Origin of the sequence: Marilutibacter maris (assembly GCF_006546735.2) — a bacterium.
Classification (GTDB): domain Bacteria; phylum Pseudomonadota; class Gammaproteobacteria; order Xanthomonadales; family Xanthomonadaceae; genus Marilutibacter; species Marilutibacter maris.
On sequence record NZ_VICD02000135.1, the window covers coordinates 21,743 to 35,396 of the forward strand.

Consider the following 13,654-nt stretch of genomic DNA (forward strand, 5'->3'; position numbering starts at 1 on the left):
CGGGTCACCCCGACGGCCCCGCTTCGGCGGGGTCGTTCGTTTCCGGGCGCCGGGCCGGCCGCGGTACGGGCAGGCATGCGCGTATGAAGGCATCGACCGCCTCGGTATAGGCGCCGGCCAGCCCGAGTTCGCGGTTGATGTCGCGATGCGACAGCGGCTGGGGCAGTACCCGCATCGAGACCTCAAGCGCCGCCGCATCGCGTGCGAGCGCGCGGCCCGACGGGCAGGCGTCGATCCGGCGCGACGAACAGACGATCAGCATCGGCAGCGCGTCCGGCGACAGGCGATGCCGCGGCGAGGCGGCCCTCCAGTCCGCGGCAACGCGACCGAAGGCGCGGTCGTACAGTCTCGGGTGGCGGGGAGCCTGCATCATCTCCACCACGTCCATCGCGGCGCTGTCCAGGGACACGGCCCCACGGGGGCGGCGTGCGCCGGCGGCGGCCAGCAGGGCGGGGTCGGCCCCGAGCAGGGCGACCAGATGGGCGCCCGCAGAATGCCCCATCAGCACGAAGGCATCGGCGTCGGCGCTCCACGACCGCGCCAGCCGTTGGGCGTGGGCGACCGCGCGGGCGATGTCGCCGGCCTGTTCGAGCGGGCCGGCATCGGGCAGCAGCCGATAGTTGCTGGAAATCACCACGAAGCCACGCGGCAGCCAGTAGGCGAGCTTGTTCGCCACCAGGTTGCGGTGTGCCTTGTCTCCGACCGCCCAACCGCCGCCGTGGACAAGGAAGATCACTGCGGCGTCGCGGGCGTCGGCTGGGACATAGACATCGAAGCGCTGGCGCCGGTCGTGGCCGTAGGCGATGTCGCGCAGGACGCGGGTGCCGTCCGGCAGCGCCAGCGCCGCGGTGGCGGCCCCGCCTGGATCGCTGCCGCGGGCGGGTGGCGTGGTGTGAAGCAGCAGCGCTGCCAGGGTCAGCGCGAGCACGCCGGAGCGGGGCGACCGGATGGCTTTCATCGACCCGCTCCCATCCCTGCTTCGGCCATCCCGTCCGCGCGCAGTACCAGCGTCGCGCGCAGGCCCTGGGGCGCGTTGGACGCCAGTTGCAGTTCGCCTCCGTGCTGGCGGGCGACCCGTTCGACGATCGCCAGGCCCAGGCCGGTGCCTTTACCGCCATGCACGAACGGCTGGCGCATCCGTGTCGCGTTCGCGGCGTCGATGCCGGGGCCATGGTCGGCGACCTCGACACGCCAGTTCGCGCCGTCTCGCTCCAGCCGCAGCGAGAACGGCGGGGCACCGTGCCGCTGCGCGTTGCCCAGCAGGTTCTCCAACGCGCGCATCAAGGCCAACGGCCGTCCCCGCAATGGCGCCTGTTCCGGCAGCGCGCTCGCCCAGCCGTCGGGCATCGCCGAGACGGCCTGGCGGCACAGCGCGCTCAGGTCGAGCGACTCCATCGCCTCGTCGCGGCCGTCGCGGGCATAGGCGATGAACTGCGACAGGATCGCGTCGATCTCGCCGATGTCCCGGTCCATGCCGGCGCGCAGCTCCGGGTCGGCATCGGGCAGCAGGGCGAGCGCGAATTGCAGACGGGTCAGCGGCGTGCGCAGGTCGTGCGAGATGCCGGCCAGCATCAGCGTGCGTTCCTCGGCCGCCTCGCGCGCTTCGGTGCTGGCCCGGTCCAGGGCACGCGCCAGCTCGGCGACCTCGCGCGGGCCGCTCGAAGTGTCCAGCGGCGGCGATTCTCCGCGAACGAAGTCCGGGGCCGCGTGCGCCAGTCGTCGCAACGGCATGACCAGTCGACGCGCGAAGTGGGCGGCGGCGAGCCAGACCAGCAGCGCGCAGCCCAGCAGCAAGCCGATCGAGAAGCGACGCACCCGATGATCGCGACGATCGACCGGGAACGAGACCCAGATCGCCGGGGTGGTGTCGAGCCGAAGCCAGGCGACACTGCGCCCGCTGTCGCGCGATATCCGCAGCTCGCGTCCCGGCGACAGCTGCTGCGGAGCCTGCTCCTGCAACGCCCGCAGCAGCGGCGCGAAACGCGGCCGCGCCTGTGCCGGGGCGTCCATGCGCACTTCCAGTCCGCCGTCGCGCAGGACCTGCATCGCGCGTTCGTTCGATTCGCTGCGCGCGACCTCTTCGGCGACATCGGCAAAACCCTGCATCGCGCGCAGCAACTGGGCACCGGCCGGCTCCGACACCAATACGCGACTGAGCACGATCGCGATCGCCAGCGTTCCGGCGAGTACCAGCGCGATCACCAGCACCAGCTGCGAGAACACACTGCGCGGCATCGCCTTCACGCGTCCTGCTCCGGCGGCACGAACACATAGCCCACGCCCCACACCGTCTGCAGGAGCCGGGGCCGGCTCGGCTCGTCCTCGATCAGCTTGCGCAGCCGCGCGACGGTCACGTCGATGCTGCGTTCGAACGCTTCGTGCCCGCGTCCCCGCGCCAGGCTCATCAGGCGGTCGCGGCTGAGCGGCTGGTGCGGATGGCGGACCAGCACCGAGAGCAGGGCGAACTCGCCGGAGGTCAGGCGCAGGGTTTCCCCGCCGCGGCGCAGCTCGCGCCGGCCCAGATCCAGGCTGAAGCCGGCGAACGCGACCTCGCCCGCGTCGGCCAGGGGCGCGCCCGGCGCGTGCGGACGGGTACGCCGCAGCACCGAGCGGATGCGTGCCAGCAGTTCGCGTGGATTGACCGGTTTGGGCAGGTAGTCGTCGGCGCCGATCTCCAGTCCGACGATGCGATCGATCTCGTCGCCCTTGGCGGTCAGCATGACGATCGGAATCGCATCGTCCCGGCCACGCAACTGGCGGCAGATATCCAGTCCGCTTTCGCCCGGCAGCATCAGGTCGAGCACGACCAGGTCGTAGTGCCCTCGGTCCAGCGCCTGGCGCATGCCGCTGCCGTCGCCGACTCCGCGGACCTCGAAGCCCTGGCCTTCGAGGTAGCGCTGCAGCAGCTCGCGCAGACGCACGTCGTCGTCGACCAGCAGCAGGTGGGGGGCGGTTTCGTCCATGCGCTCACTATCGCGGCAGTCGCGGCGAGCAGGCAAACCCGCGGCGCCGGCAATTTGTAAGCGGATGTTTCCGGGAGCGGGCCGCGAAACATCCGCTCGCGGACCGGACATATCCGGGCGCGGTCGCGGCGCTAGCGTGGAATCACCCCGATGCCGCATGCATCGTCCGTTCCGAGGAGTGAACCATGAGCAGGATCCCGTTGTTGTTCGTTGCGACCGGTCTGTCGATCGCACTGGTTGCCGCCATCCCCGACGCATCCGCCCAACGTCGCGCGCATGTGCGTGCCGGTGGCGCCACCGCCGATGGCGGCTATCGCGCCGCCAGCGGAACCACCGCCAGTGGCGAGCGCGGCCGTTTCGCCCGTGGCCACGCGGTGGAGAGCGACGGGCAGGGCAATGTGAGCGGCGCCAGCGGCGCCGCGGTGCAGGGTGCCAACGGCGGGCTGGGACAACGCCAGGGCGGCTTCTACCGGAACGCCGACGGCAGTGGCGGCCGCCAGGGCAGCGCGAGCATCGAAGGCGCCGACGGCGGCGCCGCCAGCTCCAGTGGAAGCATGACCCGCAACACCGACGGCACCTACGCCGGTCAACGCCAGACCCAGGCGACCGGCAAGGAGGGCAACAGCTATAGCGGTTCGACCAGCTACGACTCCAGCCAGGGCGTGCAGCACACCGCGACCTGCACCGATGCCACCGGCAACGTCATCGACTGCCGCGGCAACTGAGTTCCATGAGCGCGGGGCCGACCGCGTTCGGCTCCGCGTCCCGACATCTTCAGGAGGCATCATGTTCCGTACCTACATCACGGCATTCCTCGCCATCAGCATCGTCCTGTCGCCGCTGACGGTCTCCGTCGCGCATGCCGGGGACGACCGCGCCGCACGTCTGCAAGACGCCGCCAAACAACGGCTTCGAGCCGCCGACAGCAACCAGGACGGCTACATCGATCGCGCCGAGGCCGAGGCGGGGTTACCGCGTGTCGCCCGCCGCTTCGATGAGATCGACAGCGACGGCGACGGTCGCCTCGCCAGCGCAGAGCTCGATGCCGCGGTCGAGAAGATGCGCCAGGCCCGCAGCCGCTGAGGCGCAGGCATGGATATCGCGATGCCGGCGTTGCTGCTGCTCCCTTTGCCCCTGCTGGCGCTGGTGGCCGCCGCCGAAGGCTGGCTGCGCAAGCGGCGTGGGCTGGGCCAGGACTGGAAGGCCTACTGGGCTTCGCTGGGCGACGCGCTGGGCCGACAGGCCTTTGGGCTGGTGATCAGGGGCGGCATCGTCGGCCTGGTGCTGCAGGCGGTCTGGCCGTTGCGCGTCCATACCTTCTCGATGGACAGCGCCTGGCACTGGGCGCTGCTCTTCGTCGGCCAGGAATTCTGCTACTACTGGATGCATCGTGCCGACCACCGGATCCGCTGGTTCTGGCTCAATCACGCCGTCCACCACTCGTCGAACCAGTACACGTTGGCATCGGCCTATCGGTTGGGCTGGACCGGCAAGCTGACCGGCGCCGGACTGTTCTTCGCGCCGCTGGTCTGGGTGGGGTTTCCGGTGCCGCTGGTGGTCGCCGCGCTGGCCGCGAACCTGCTGTACCAGTTCTGGCTGCATACCGAACTGATCGGGCGCCTGCCGCGCGCGCTGGAGTGGGGGCTCAACACGCCGACGCACCATCGCGTCCATCACGCCCGCAACCCGGCGTACCTGGACTGCAACTACGGTGGCGTGCTGATCGTGTTCGATCGCCTGTTCGGCACTTTCCGCGAGGAACGCAGCAGCGACCCGGTTCGCTATGGCCTGGTCGAACCGCTGTACAGCTACAACCCACTGCGGATCGCCCTGCATGCCTGGATCGCAATGTTCGCCGAGCTGCGCTTGGCGCGCGGTATCGGGCAGTGCTGGCGGGTGTTGTCCGGTCCGCCGGAATACAGCCCTGCGGGAAAACGGGTTCCAGCGGTGGGCGATGGCCTCTCCAGCGACGATCGCTGACGGCCGTGCGCTGATCAGAGAGCGTCGATGGACACCGGGAGCTGGACGTCGGCGATCCACAGCTGGCGCCAGCGCTCGACCTTCTGTTCCGCTGTCAGCTGTTGCGGCGATGCCGGGACCGCCCCGGCGAGTGCCGTCGCATCGTCTAGGCAGCCGGCGTTGACCGCGGCCCAGATGCGGCTCCGTTCGGCATAGCCGACCGCAACCACGACGCCGCAGTGCGCGCACAGCAGCAGGCGCGCGGTCTCGCTGCCCTGGCGATAGGAACGCAGTGCTGAGGCCGGTTCGGCTTCGACACGCAGGCTGCCGGCAGGGTCGGATATCCAGGCCGCGCCGTGCTTGCGGCAGAAGTCGCAGTCGCAGGCGCGCGGGGCCAGCTCGCGCGGCTCCAGCGTGGTGGCGAAGGCGACCCGGATCCGGCCGCAGTGGCATCCGCCGGAGAGGGGGGCAACGGCTGCGGTCATCGTGTCAGCTCCTGGAGGCGACCCCGGGAACGCCGCTGCGGGGCCGGGTCGGCGGCGACGTGCATGCGCTCAAGCATCGCATGGGCCGACGGCGCGCGGCCAGCGGTGGAAACGAAGAGGCCCCTCGCGGAGAGGGGCCTCGGAATGGAGCGGGGTGCGATGCGGTCAGGCTTCGACCGCGTCGTCCTCGTCCTTGAACGCGTCCACCGGGATGCAGCTGCAGAACACGTTCTTGTCGCCGTTCACGTTGTCCACGCGCGCGACCGGCGGCCAGTACTTGGACTGCTTCAGCACCGGCAGCGGGAACGCCGCCAGCTCGCGCGGATAGGCGTGCGCCCACTCGCTGCCGGCGACCATCGTCGCGGTGTGCGGGGCGTTGACCAGCGGATTGTCGTCGCGCTCCAGACGGCCGTCCTCGACCGCGCGGATCTCCTCGCGGATCTCGATCATCGCGTCGACGAAGCGGTCCAGCTCGTGCATCGACTCGCTCTCGGTCGGCTCGACCATCAACGTGCCGGCGACCGGGAAGCTCAGGGTCGGGGCATGGAAGCCGAAGTCGATCAGGCGCTTGGCCACGTCCTCGGCGGAGATGCCGGTGGCGTCCTTGAGCGGACGCAGGTCGAGGATGCACTCGTGCGCGACCAGGTCGTTGCGTCCGGTGTAGAGCGTCTTGTAGTGCGGCGCGAGGCGGCGGGCGACGTAGTTGGCGTTGAGCAGGGCGACCTGGGTCGCGCGGCGCAGGCCCTCGCGGCCCATCAGGGCGATGTACATCCAGCTGATCGGCAGGATGCTGGCGCTGCCCCAGGTCGCCGCGCTGACCATGCCGACACCGCCGTCGGCCTGCTCGGCATCGCCGCCGAAGGCCTTGGGCAGATACGGCGCCAGGTGCGCCTTGACCGCGCAGGGGCCGACGCCGGGACCGCCGCCGCCGTGCGGAATGCAGAAGGTCTTGTGCAGGTTCAGGTGCGAGACGTCCGAGCCCCACTTGCCGGGCTTGGCGAGGCCGACCAGCGCGTTCATGTTGGCGCCGTCGGTATACACCTGGCCGCCATGCTGGTGGACGATGTCGCAGATCGCGACCACGTCCTCCTCGAACACGCCGTGGGTCGAGGGGTAGGTGATCATCAGCGCGGCCAGACGATCGCTGTACTTCTCGGCCTTGGCGCGGATGTCGTCGAGGTCGACGTTGCCGTTGGCGTCGCACTTGGTGACCACCACCTGCATGCCGCACATCTGCGCCGAGGCCGGATTGGTGCCGTGCGCGGACTCGGGAATCAGGCAGATGTCGCGCTGCGGCTGGCCGTTGGCGCGGTGATAGGCGCGGATCGCCAGCAGGCCGGAGAACTCGCCCTGGGCGCCGGAGTTCGGCTGCAGGCTGACCGCGTCGTAGCCGGTGCACTCGACCAGCATCCGCTCCAGACCGTCGACCAGCTCGCGGTAGCCCTGCATCTGGTCGGCAGGGGCCAGCGGATGGACGTTGGCGAACTCCGGCCAGGTCACCGGGATCATCTCGGCGGTGGCGTTGAGCTTCATCGTGCAGCTGCCCAGCGGGATCATCGTGCGATCCATCGCCAGGTCCTTGTCGGCCAGCGCACGCATGTAGCGCAGCAGTTCGTGTTCGCTGTGATGGGTGTTGAACACCGGATGGGTCAGGAAGTCGCTGTCGCGGCGCAGCCCGGCCGGCAGCGCGTCGCTCGCGGCGGCGTCGAGCGCGTCGACGTCCAGATCCGCCCCGAACAGACCGGCGATCGCGACGATGTCCTCGCGGGTGGAGGTCTCGTCCAGGCTGATGCCGACCCGGCCGGCGTCGATCCGGCGCAGGTTGATGCGCGCGGCCTCGGCGCGGGCGTGGATCGCCGCGGCGTCGACGCCGCTGACGTGCAGGGTGTCGAAGTAGCCGTCATCGATGCTCACGCCCGCCGCACGCAGGCCGGCGGCCAGGATCGTCGCCAGGCGGTGCGTGCGACGGGCGATCCGGGTCAGGCCCTCGGGGCCATGGTAGACCGCGTACATGCCGGCCATCACCGCCAGCAGCACCTGCGCGGTGCAGATGTTGCTGGTCGCCTTCTCGCGGCGGATGTGCTGTTCGCGGGTCTGCAGGGTCAGGCGGTAGGCCGGCTTGCCCTCGGCATCGACCGAAACGCCGATCAGGCGGCCCGGCATCGAGCGCTTGTAGGCGTCGCGGCAGGCCATGAATGCGGCATGCGGGCCGCCGTTGCCGAACGGTACGCCGAAGCGCTGGCTGTTGCCGACCACGATGTCGGCGCCCCATTCGCCGGGCGCGGCGATCAGGGTCAGGGCGAGCAGGTCGGTGGCGACGCAGACCAGGCCGTTGCGGGCATGCACCTTGTCGGCCAGCGCCCTGTAGTCGTGGATGCGGCCGAAGGTGTCCGGGTACTGCAGCAGCACGCCGTAGCTGTCGACATCGGCCGCCTCGGCATCGGCGCCGACGTGCAGTTCGATGCCCAGCGGCTCGGCGCGGGTGCGCAGCACCTCGAGCGTCTGCGGGTGCACGTTCTCGGAAACGAAGAACAGGTTCGATTTCGAGCGCGACGAGCGCTTGGCCAGGGTCATCGCCTCGGCCGCGGCGGTGGCCTCGTCCAGCAGCGAGGCGTTGGCGATCTCCATGCCGGTGAGGTCGGCGCACATGGTCTGGAAGTTGATCAGCGCTTCCATGCGGCCCTGCGAGATCTCCGCCTGGTACGGGGTGTAGGCGGTGTACCAGGCCGGGTTCTCGAGGATGTTGCGCAGGATGACGTTCGGCGTGTGGGTGCCGTAGTAGCCCTGGCCGATGAAGTTGCGGAAGACCTGGTTGCGATCGGCGATCGCGCGGATCTTCGCCAGCGCCTCGACCTCGGTCAGCGACTCCGGCAGCGCCAGCGGGTCGCTCGACTTGATGTTGGCGGGCACGATCGCGTCGGTCATCGCGTCCAGCGAGTCGTAGCCGATCACGCCGAGCATCTGCGCGATTTCGGCGTCGTTGGGGCCGATGTGGCGCGCGATGAAGGCGTCGTGGTGCTCGAGCTCGCGCAGGGAAGGCGTCTGGGTCATGGCAAGGGGCGTCCGGAAGTGGCGGTGGCCGGGCGTGCGTCGCCGCACGTGAAGCGCCCCTCTGTCCTTTTGCCTGAGAGTTTGGAAGCGTGCCTCGACAGGCGGCCGGGGGAGGATTCACCTCCTGGAGGCCCCGCTTCTTGCCCCTTCGGCGCCGGTGGGGCCCGACTGAAAGCGACGGGCCGCCGGTCTCTCCAGAGTTTTGGAACCACGGGTGGTGCTGGGCCTGAGCGATTACGGGCGTTGCGCCTTCGGCAGCGGCCGGGAACGCGGTTTGCGGCTGCGTTCGTGCCGGTCGCTTCTCCCACCACGTGGACCCGGCGATTATAGCCGCTCGGATCGGCGATGGGCGGCCGTGGCGGTGCCGGTTCAGCTCGGACGCGGGCCGCTCACAGCCGGTCGGTCGGCTCCAGCGCGGCCGGTTCGGCGGGACAGGCGGGGCTGCCGCCGAAGCTGATCTCCCAGCGCCAGAACGCCCAGCCCAGGAACGCGAACACCGCCGCGCCGGCGGCCAGCCACAGCGGTTCGCGACTGAGCAGCGGCGAGATCACGCCGGCGACCAGCGAGTGCAGGACCAGGCCGGTGAAGGCCTGCAGCGACGAGGCCGATCCACGCTGGCGCGGATACATGTCCAGGATCGCCAGGGTCAGGATCGGGAACACCAGGGCGATGCCGAACGCGTTCAGCACCATCGGCAGGATCGCCCACGGTATCGAAGGCTGGTCGACCATCGCGGTGTAGGCGATGTTCGCCAGCACCGCGACGCCGCAGCAGGCGAAGCCGATCCGCGACAGCCGGGTGCCGCTGATCCGGCCCGCGGCGCGCCCGGAGGCGAATGCGCCCAGCACCATGCCGCTGATCATCGGGATGAAGAACCAGCCGAACTGCGACTCGCCCAGGCGCAGGATGTCCACCACGAACACCGGTGCCGAGGCGATGTACAGGAACAGGGCGGCGAAGTTGAACGCGCCCGCCGCCGCCAGTCGCTGGAAGCGCGGGTTGGCGAAGATCGCGACGTAGTCGCGCAACAGGCGCCGCGGCACCAGTTGCAGGTGCGCCTGCGGCGGGTGGGTCTCCGGCAGCACCACCCAGGTGCCGGCGAACAGCAGCAGCGAGAACAGCACCAGGAACCAGAAGATCGCCGGCCAGTGGCTCCAACCCAGGATCCAGCCGCCGATCACCGGCGCCACCGCCGGCGCGATGCCGAAGATCATCGAGACCTGGCTCATCAGCCGCTGGGCATCGTCGCCCTGGAGCACGTCGCGGATCACAGCCCGGCCGACGATCATGCCGACCCCGGCCGACAATCCCTGCAGGACGCGGAAGGCCAGCAGGGTATGCAGGTCCGGCGCCAGCGCGCAGCCGACCGAGGCCAGGGTGAACACCGCCAGTCCGGTCAGGATCACCCGGCGGCGCCCCAGCGCGTCCGACAGCGGGCCATGGACCACGCTCATCAGGGCGTAGGCGACCAGGTAGGCGCTGAGGGTCTGCTGGATGGCGACGCGGTCGACCCCGAACTGCGTGCGCATCGCGCCGAAGGCCGGGAAGATGGTGTCGATCGCGAACGGACCGAACATCGCCAGCCCGCCCAGCAGCAGCGCCAGGCGGCGCAACGGGATCGCGGGGGGCTGGGTGTCGGAGCGCGATTCGGGCATCAGGCCTTCGCCGCCGTGTCCGGCGGTCCCTTCAGTTCGACCATGTTGCCTTCCGGGTCGTACAGGTATTGCGAGGGGCCTTCGCCCTCGGCGCCGTAGCGGGAGCCGAACTCGCCGACACGGGCGCCATGCGCCTGCAGGTGGGAGACGATGGCGTCGCGGTCGAAGGGTTCGATCGCCAGGCAGAAGTGATCGACGTTGCGGCCTTCCTCGCCGGGCGCGGCGCCGCCGATGCGGCCGATGCGGCCCTCGATGTCGACCAGGTCGATCAGCGCGCTGCCGACCCGCAGTTGCACCATGCCGATCGCCGGCTGGCGCTTCTCGACCGAGCAGCCCAGTACATCGCGGTAGAAGGCCTCCATCCGGACGATGTCGCGCACGCGCAGGACCACGTGGTCGAGCCGGAGCGGCTTGAACGGGGGAAGATCCGAGGCGGACATCGGCGGGCTCCGGGCAGTGGGGAGAGAGTGGCCTGTCATGGTACCGGTCCATCGCTCGCGAGGGCGCCAGATACGGCAAGACACTCCATCCCGTGACCGGGCCGATCCGGCGCAGCGGCTGCATGGCCGTGGCGGACCGGGTAGGGCGCGGCTTGTCAACGGGTATCGCCGGGGCTCCGGGGTTGCCACAATCGGCGCCCCGTACCCAAGACACTGCACGTCCCGATGTCCGACAGCCGTTCCGCTTCGCCCGCCATCGCCACCCGCATCGCCCGCCAGATCGCCGAGGAGATCGATGCCCAGCCCGCGCAGGCGGTCGCTGCGATCGGCCTGCTCGACGAGGGCGCGACCGTGCCGTTCATCGCCCGCTACCGCAAGGAAGTCACCGGCGGCCTGGACGACACCCAGTTGCGCAATCTCGAAACCCGCCTGACCTACCTGCGCGAGCTGGAGGACCGCCGCGCCGCGGTGCTGGCCAGCATCGACGAGCAGGGCAAGTTGAGCGACGAGCTGCGCGCCGACATCGAGGCGGCCGACAGCAAGGCGCGGCTGGAAGACCTGTACCTGCCGTACAAGCCCAAGCGCCGGACCAAGGCGCAGATCGCCCGCGAAGCCGGCCTGGAGCCGCTCGCCGACAGCCTGCTGGCCGATCCGGCGCAGGAGCCGGAAGCGGCCGCCGCCGCGTACGTGGATGCGGACAAGGGCGTCGCCGACACCAAGGCCGCGCTCGACGGCACACGCGCGATCCTGATGGAACGCTGGGCCGAGGACGCGGCCCTGGTCGGCGAGCTGCGCCAGTGGCTTCAGGAGGTCGGCACGATCCGCTCGCGCGTCGCCGAGGGCAAGGAGGCCGAGGGCGCCAAGTACCGCGATTACTTCGAACATGCCGAACCGCTGTCGAAGATTCCCTCGCATCGCCTGCTCGCGCTGTTCCGCGGCCGTCGCGAGGAGTTCCTGTTCCTCGACCTGGACCCCGGCAGCGACGCCGAGGCCGGCCACCAGCAGGCCGAGGGCCGGGTCGCCGTCCATGCCGGCGTGCGCGCCCAGGGCCGCCCGGCCGACAAGTGGCTGCTCGATACCTGCCGCCTGACCTGGAAGGCCAAGCTGCACCTGCACCTGATGCTCGACCTGTTCGGCCAGGCCCGCGAGAAGGCCGAGGCCGAGGCGATCGAGGTGTTCGGCGACAATCTCAAGGACCTGCTGCTGGCGGCGCCGGCGGGGCCCAAGGCCGTGCTCGGACTCGATCCGGGTCTGCGCACCGGGGTCAAGGTCGCGGTGGTCGATCGCACCGGCAAGCTGGTCGATACCGCGACGATCTATCCGCACGAGCCCAAGCGGCAGTGGGATCAGTCCTTGCACGCGCTGCGCGCGCTGTGCACCAAGCACGGCGTGGAGCTGGTCGCGATCGGCAACGGCACCGCCTCGCGCGAGACCGACAAGCTGGCCGGCGACCTGATCAAGCTGGTGCCCGAGCTGAAGATGCAGAAGATCGTGGTCAGCGAGGCCGGTGCGTCGGTGTATTCGGCATCCGAGTTCGCGGCCAAGGAGTTTCCGGGCCTGGACGTGTCGTTGCGCGGCGCGGTGTCGATCGCACGGCGCCTGCAGGACCCGCTGGCCGAGCTGGTCAAGATCGAGCCCAAGGCGATCGGCGTCGGCCAATACCAGCACGACGTCGACCAGTACCGTCTGGCGCGCGCGCTCGACGCCAAGGTCGAGGACTGCGTGAACGCGGTCGGCGTCGACCTCAATACCGCTTCGGCGGCGCTGCTGGCGCGGGTGTCGGGGTTGTCGTCGACGGTGGCCGAGAACATCGTCGTGCACCGCGACCAGAACGGACCGTTCGCCAGCCGCAAGGCGCTGCTGAAGGTGTCGCGGCTGGGCGAGAAGACTTTCGTGCAGTGCGCCGGCTTCCTGCGCATCAACGGCGGCGAGCAGCCGCTGGACGCGTCGGCGGTGCATCCGGAGGCCTATCCAGTGGTCGAGCGCATCCTCGCCGCCTGTGGCTGCGGGGTGAAGGACCTGGTCGGCGACAGCGCCCGTCTGCGCGGACTCAGGGCCGAGCAGTTCACCGACGAGACCTTCGGCGTGCCGACCGTGCGCGACATCCTCAAGGAGCTGGAAAAGCCCGGTCGCGATCCGCGCCCCGAGTTCAAGGCGGCGAAGTTCGCCGACGGCGTCGAGGACATCAAGGACCTGCGCGAGGGGATGATCCTGGAAGGCGTGGTCAGCAACGTGGCCGCGTTCGGCGCCTTCGTCGACATCGGCGTGCACCAGGATGGCCTGGTCCATATCTCCGAGCTGGCCGACCGCTACGTCAAGGATCCGCGCGAGGTGGTCAAGGCCGGCGACGTGGTCAAGGTGCGGGTGCTGGAGGTCGATATCCCGCGCAAGCGCATCGCGTTGTCGCGGCGCCTGGAGCCGCGGTCCGACCAGGCAACCGCGCCACAACGCGAGTCGCGCGGACAGCGTGACGATCGTGGCCCTTCGGGCGGACGCGGCGGCGCCCGTCAGGGCGGGCGCCCCGCCGGGAACGCCGGGCGCAGTGCGCCGCCGCCGAACAATGCGTTGGCGGCGGCCTTCGCCAAGGCCAAGGGGCAGGGCTGATCGCCCTGCTTGTGGGCGGTTGTCGTTGATCGTGATCGAGAAGACCTCCGGTCAGGAATGAGGGAAGCCATTGATCTGCTCCGGATGAGCAAGACCAACGGCTTCCGCCACCAAGGCGGCGGGCGGCTTTTCTTTGCTGGCCCAAAGAAAAGTCACCAAAAGAAAGGGCCGTCCCGACGGAGCTCAATCGTGAGCGGTGGGCGTTCCGGGGTTTTTCGACACGACATCCTGTCGTGACCGAAAAACGGCGCGCGTCCTTGCGCGCCGCCCTCCGGGTCTGCAGACGGTACGGGCTGTTTGACTGTCAGGAGAGTCAAGGTCGGCCGTTGTCGTTGTTCTTGACCTTGACGTTGACCTTCAGCGGCTTAAAGCCCGCCGCGCACCGCAGGGGACGGCGGCCGCAGAGGCGCCCATGTCTGAGCGCAGCGAGTTTGGGCGCCGTGCCGCCGGCCTCGAGGCGCACAGGGGACCGGGGCGGCGCAGCCGTCCCGGCGGGC

At 70.0% G+C, this 13,654-nt stretch carries 12 protein-coding genes and 1 riboswitch; of the genes, 4 read left to right on the forward strand and 8 right to left on the reverse strand.

Annotated elements, in window-relative coordinates:
* Positions 1–4: 4 nt before the first annotated feature.
* The 3 genes from FKV24_RS08775 to ompR are packed head-to-tail and all read right to left on the reverse strand — an operon-like array spanning position 5 to position 2,963.
* Complete coding sequence (locus tag FKV24_RS08775; RefSeq protein WP_141482106.1) at positions 5–958, reverse strand: alpha/beta hydrolase; 954 nt, start codon at positions 956–958, stop codon at positions 5–7.
* Positions 955–2,235 carry an ATP-binding protein gene (locus tag FKV24_RS08780; protein ID WP_223250368.1) on the reverse strand — a complete coding sequence of 427 codons (1,281 nt, stop codon included), beginning with the start codon at positions 2,233–2,235 and terminating at the stop codon, positions 955–957. Before FKV24_RS08780 ends, FKV24_RS08775 begins: the two co-directional genes overlap by 4 nt.
* 5 nt (positions 2,236–2,240) lie before the next feature.
* Positions 2,241–2,963 carry an osmolarity response regulator transcription factor OmpR gene (gene ompR / locus FKV24_RS08785; protein ID WP_141482107.1) on the reverse strand — a complete coding sequence of 241 codons (723 nt, stop codon included), beginning with the start codon at positions 2,961–2,963 and terminating at the stop codon, positions 2,241–2,243.
* Positions 2,964–3,148: 185 nt separating this feature from the next.
* Between ompR and FKV24_RS19255 the strand changes: the two genes are divergently transcribed.
* The 3 genes from FKV24_RS19255 to FKV24_RS08800 all read left to right on the forward strand — a co-directional run bounded on the left by FKV24_RS19255 (position 3,149) and on the right by FKV24_RS08800 (position 4,943).
* Complete coding sequence (locus FKV24_RS19255) at positions 3,149–3,688, forward strand: hypothetical protein (protein ID WP_170288260.1); 540 nt, start codon at positions 3,149–3,151, stop codon at positions 3,686–3,688.
* Between the two features lie 61 nt (positions 3,689–3,749).
* Entirely contained in the window at positions 3,750–4,046 is a 297-nt protein-coding gene (locus FKV24_RS08795) for an EF-hand domain-containing protein (protein ID WP_170288261.1), read from the forward strand.
* 9 nt (positions 4,047–4,055) lie between these two features.
* A complete protein-coding gene (locus FKV24_RS08800; RefSeq protein ID WP_141482110.1) occupies positions 4,056–4,943 on the forward strand; it encodes a sterol desaturase family protein in 888 nt (295 codons plus the stop codon).
* A gap of 14 nt (positions 4,944–4,957) precedes the next feature.
* Here FKV24_RS08800 and FKV24_RS08805 read toward each other — a convergent pair whose 3' ends face one another.
* The 4 genes from FKV24_RS08805 to FKV24_RS08820 form a co-directional block, all read right to left on the reverse strand.
* On the reverse strand, positions 4,958–5,407 hold the full coding sequence (locus FKV24_RS08805) for a GFA family protein (RefSeq protein ID WP_141482111.1): 450 nt from the start codon (positions 5,405–5,407) through the stop codon (positions 4,958–4,960).
* Positions 5,408–5,572: 165 nt separating this feature from the next.
* Positions 5,573–8,458 (reverse strand): aminomethyl-transferring glycine dehydrogenase, encoded by a 2,886-nt coding sequence (gcvP, locus tag FKV24_RS08810; RefSeq protein ID WP_141482112.1) that lies wholly within the window; start codon positions 8,456–8,458, stop codon positions 5,573–5,575.
* 51 nt (positions 8,459–8,509) lie between these two features.
* A riboswitch (glycine riboswitch) is annotated at positions 8,510–8,666 on the reverse strand.
* A 181-nt stretch (positions 8,667–8,847) separates the two neighbouring features.
* Entirely contained in the window at positions 8,848–10,113 is a 1,266-nt protein-coding gene (locus FKV24_RS08815; protein ID WP_141482113.1) for a multidrug effflux MFS transporter, read from the reverse strand.
* Positions 10,113–10,553 carry a VOC family protein gene (locus FKV24_RS08820; RefSeq protein WP_141482114.1) on the reverse strand — a complete coding sequence of 147 codons (441 nt, stop codon included), beginning with the start codon at positions 10,551–10,553 and terminating at the stop codon, positions 10,113–10,115. The genes FKV24_RS08815 and FKV24_RS08820 overlap by 1 nt, the downstream gene beginning before the upstream one ends.
* A 225-nt stretch (positions 10,554–10,778) precedes the next feature.
* Between FKV24_RS08820 and FKV24_RS08825 the strand changes: the two genes are divergently transcribed.
* A complete protein-coding gene (locus tag FKV24_RS08825) occupies positions 10,779–13,157 on the forward strand; it encodes a Tex family protein (protein ID WP_141482115.1) in 2,379 nt (792 codons plus the stop codon).
* A gap of 313 nt (positions 13,158–13,470) precedes the next feature.
* Here FKV24_RS08825 and FKV24_RS19555 read toward each other — a convergent pair.
* Positions 13,471–13,654, reverse strand: a 184-nt coding sequence (locus FKV24_RS19555) for a hypothetical protein (RefSeq protein WP_211371825.1), incomplete at its 5' end; no start/stop codon positions are given.

Excerpts from the sequence above, each read along its gene's own strand:
- FKV24_RS08815 (WP_141482113.1), bottom strand. The coding sequence starts at position 10,113 with ATGCCCGAATCGCGCTCCGACACCCAGCCCCCCGCGATCCCGTTGCGC.
- FKV24_RS08820 (WP_141482114.1), bottom strand. The coding sequence starts at position 10,553 with ATGTCCGCCTCGGATCTTCCCCCGTTCAAGCCGCTCCGGCTCGACCAC.
- FKV24_RS19255 (WP_170288260.1), top strand. The coding sequence starts at position 3,149 with ATGAGCAGGATCCCGTTGTTGTTCGTTGCGACCGGTCTGTCGATCGCA.
- FKV24_RS08800 (WP_141482110.1), top strand. The coding sequence starts at position 4,056 with ATGGATATCGCGATGCCGGCGTTGCTGCTGCTCCCTTTGCCCCTGCTG.
- ompR (WP_141482107.1), bottom strand. The coding sequence starts at position 2,963 with ATGGACGAAACCGCCCCCCACCTGCTGCTGGTCGACGACGACGTGCGT.
- FKV24_RS08780 (WP_223250368.1), bottom strand. The coding sequence starts at position 2,235 with ATGCCGCGCAGTGTGTTCTCGCAGCTGGTGCTGGTGATCGCGCTGGTA.
- FKV24_RS08775 (WP_141482106.1), bottom strand. The coding sequence starts at position 958 with ATGAAAGCCATCCGGTCGCCCCGCTCCGGCGTGCTCGCGCTGACCCTG.
- FKV24_RS08805 (WP_141482111.1), bottom strand. The coding sequence starts at position 5,407 with ATGACCGCAGCCGTTGCCCCCCTCTCCGGCGGATGCCACTGCGGCCGG.
- gcvP (WP_141482112.1), bottom strand. The coding sequence starts at position 8,458 with ATGACCCAGACGCCTTCCCTGCGCGAGCTCGAGCACCACGACGCCTTC.
- FKV24_RS08795 (WP_170288261.1), top strand. The coding sequence starts at position 3,750 with ATGTTCCGTACCTACATCACGGCATTCCTCGCCATCAGCATCGTCCTG.
- FKV24_RS08825 (WP_141482115.1), top strand. The coding sequence starts at position 10,779 with ATGTCCGACAGCCGTTCCGCTTCGCCCGCCATCGCCACCCGCATCGCC.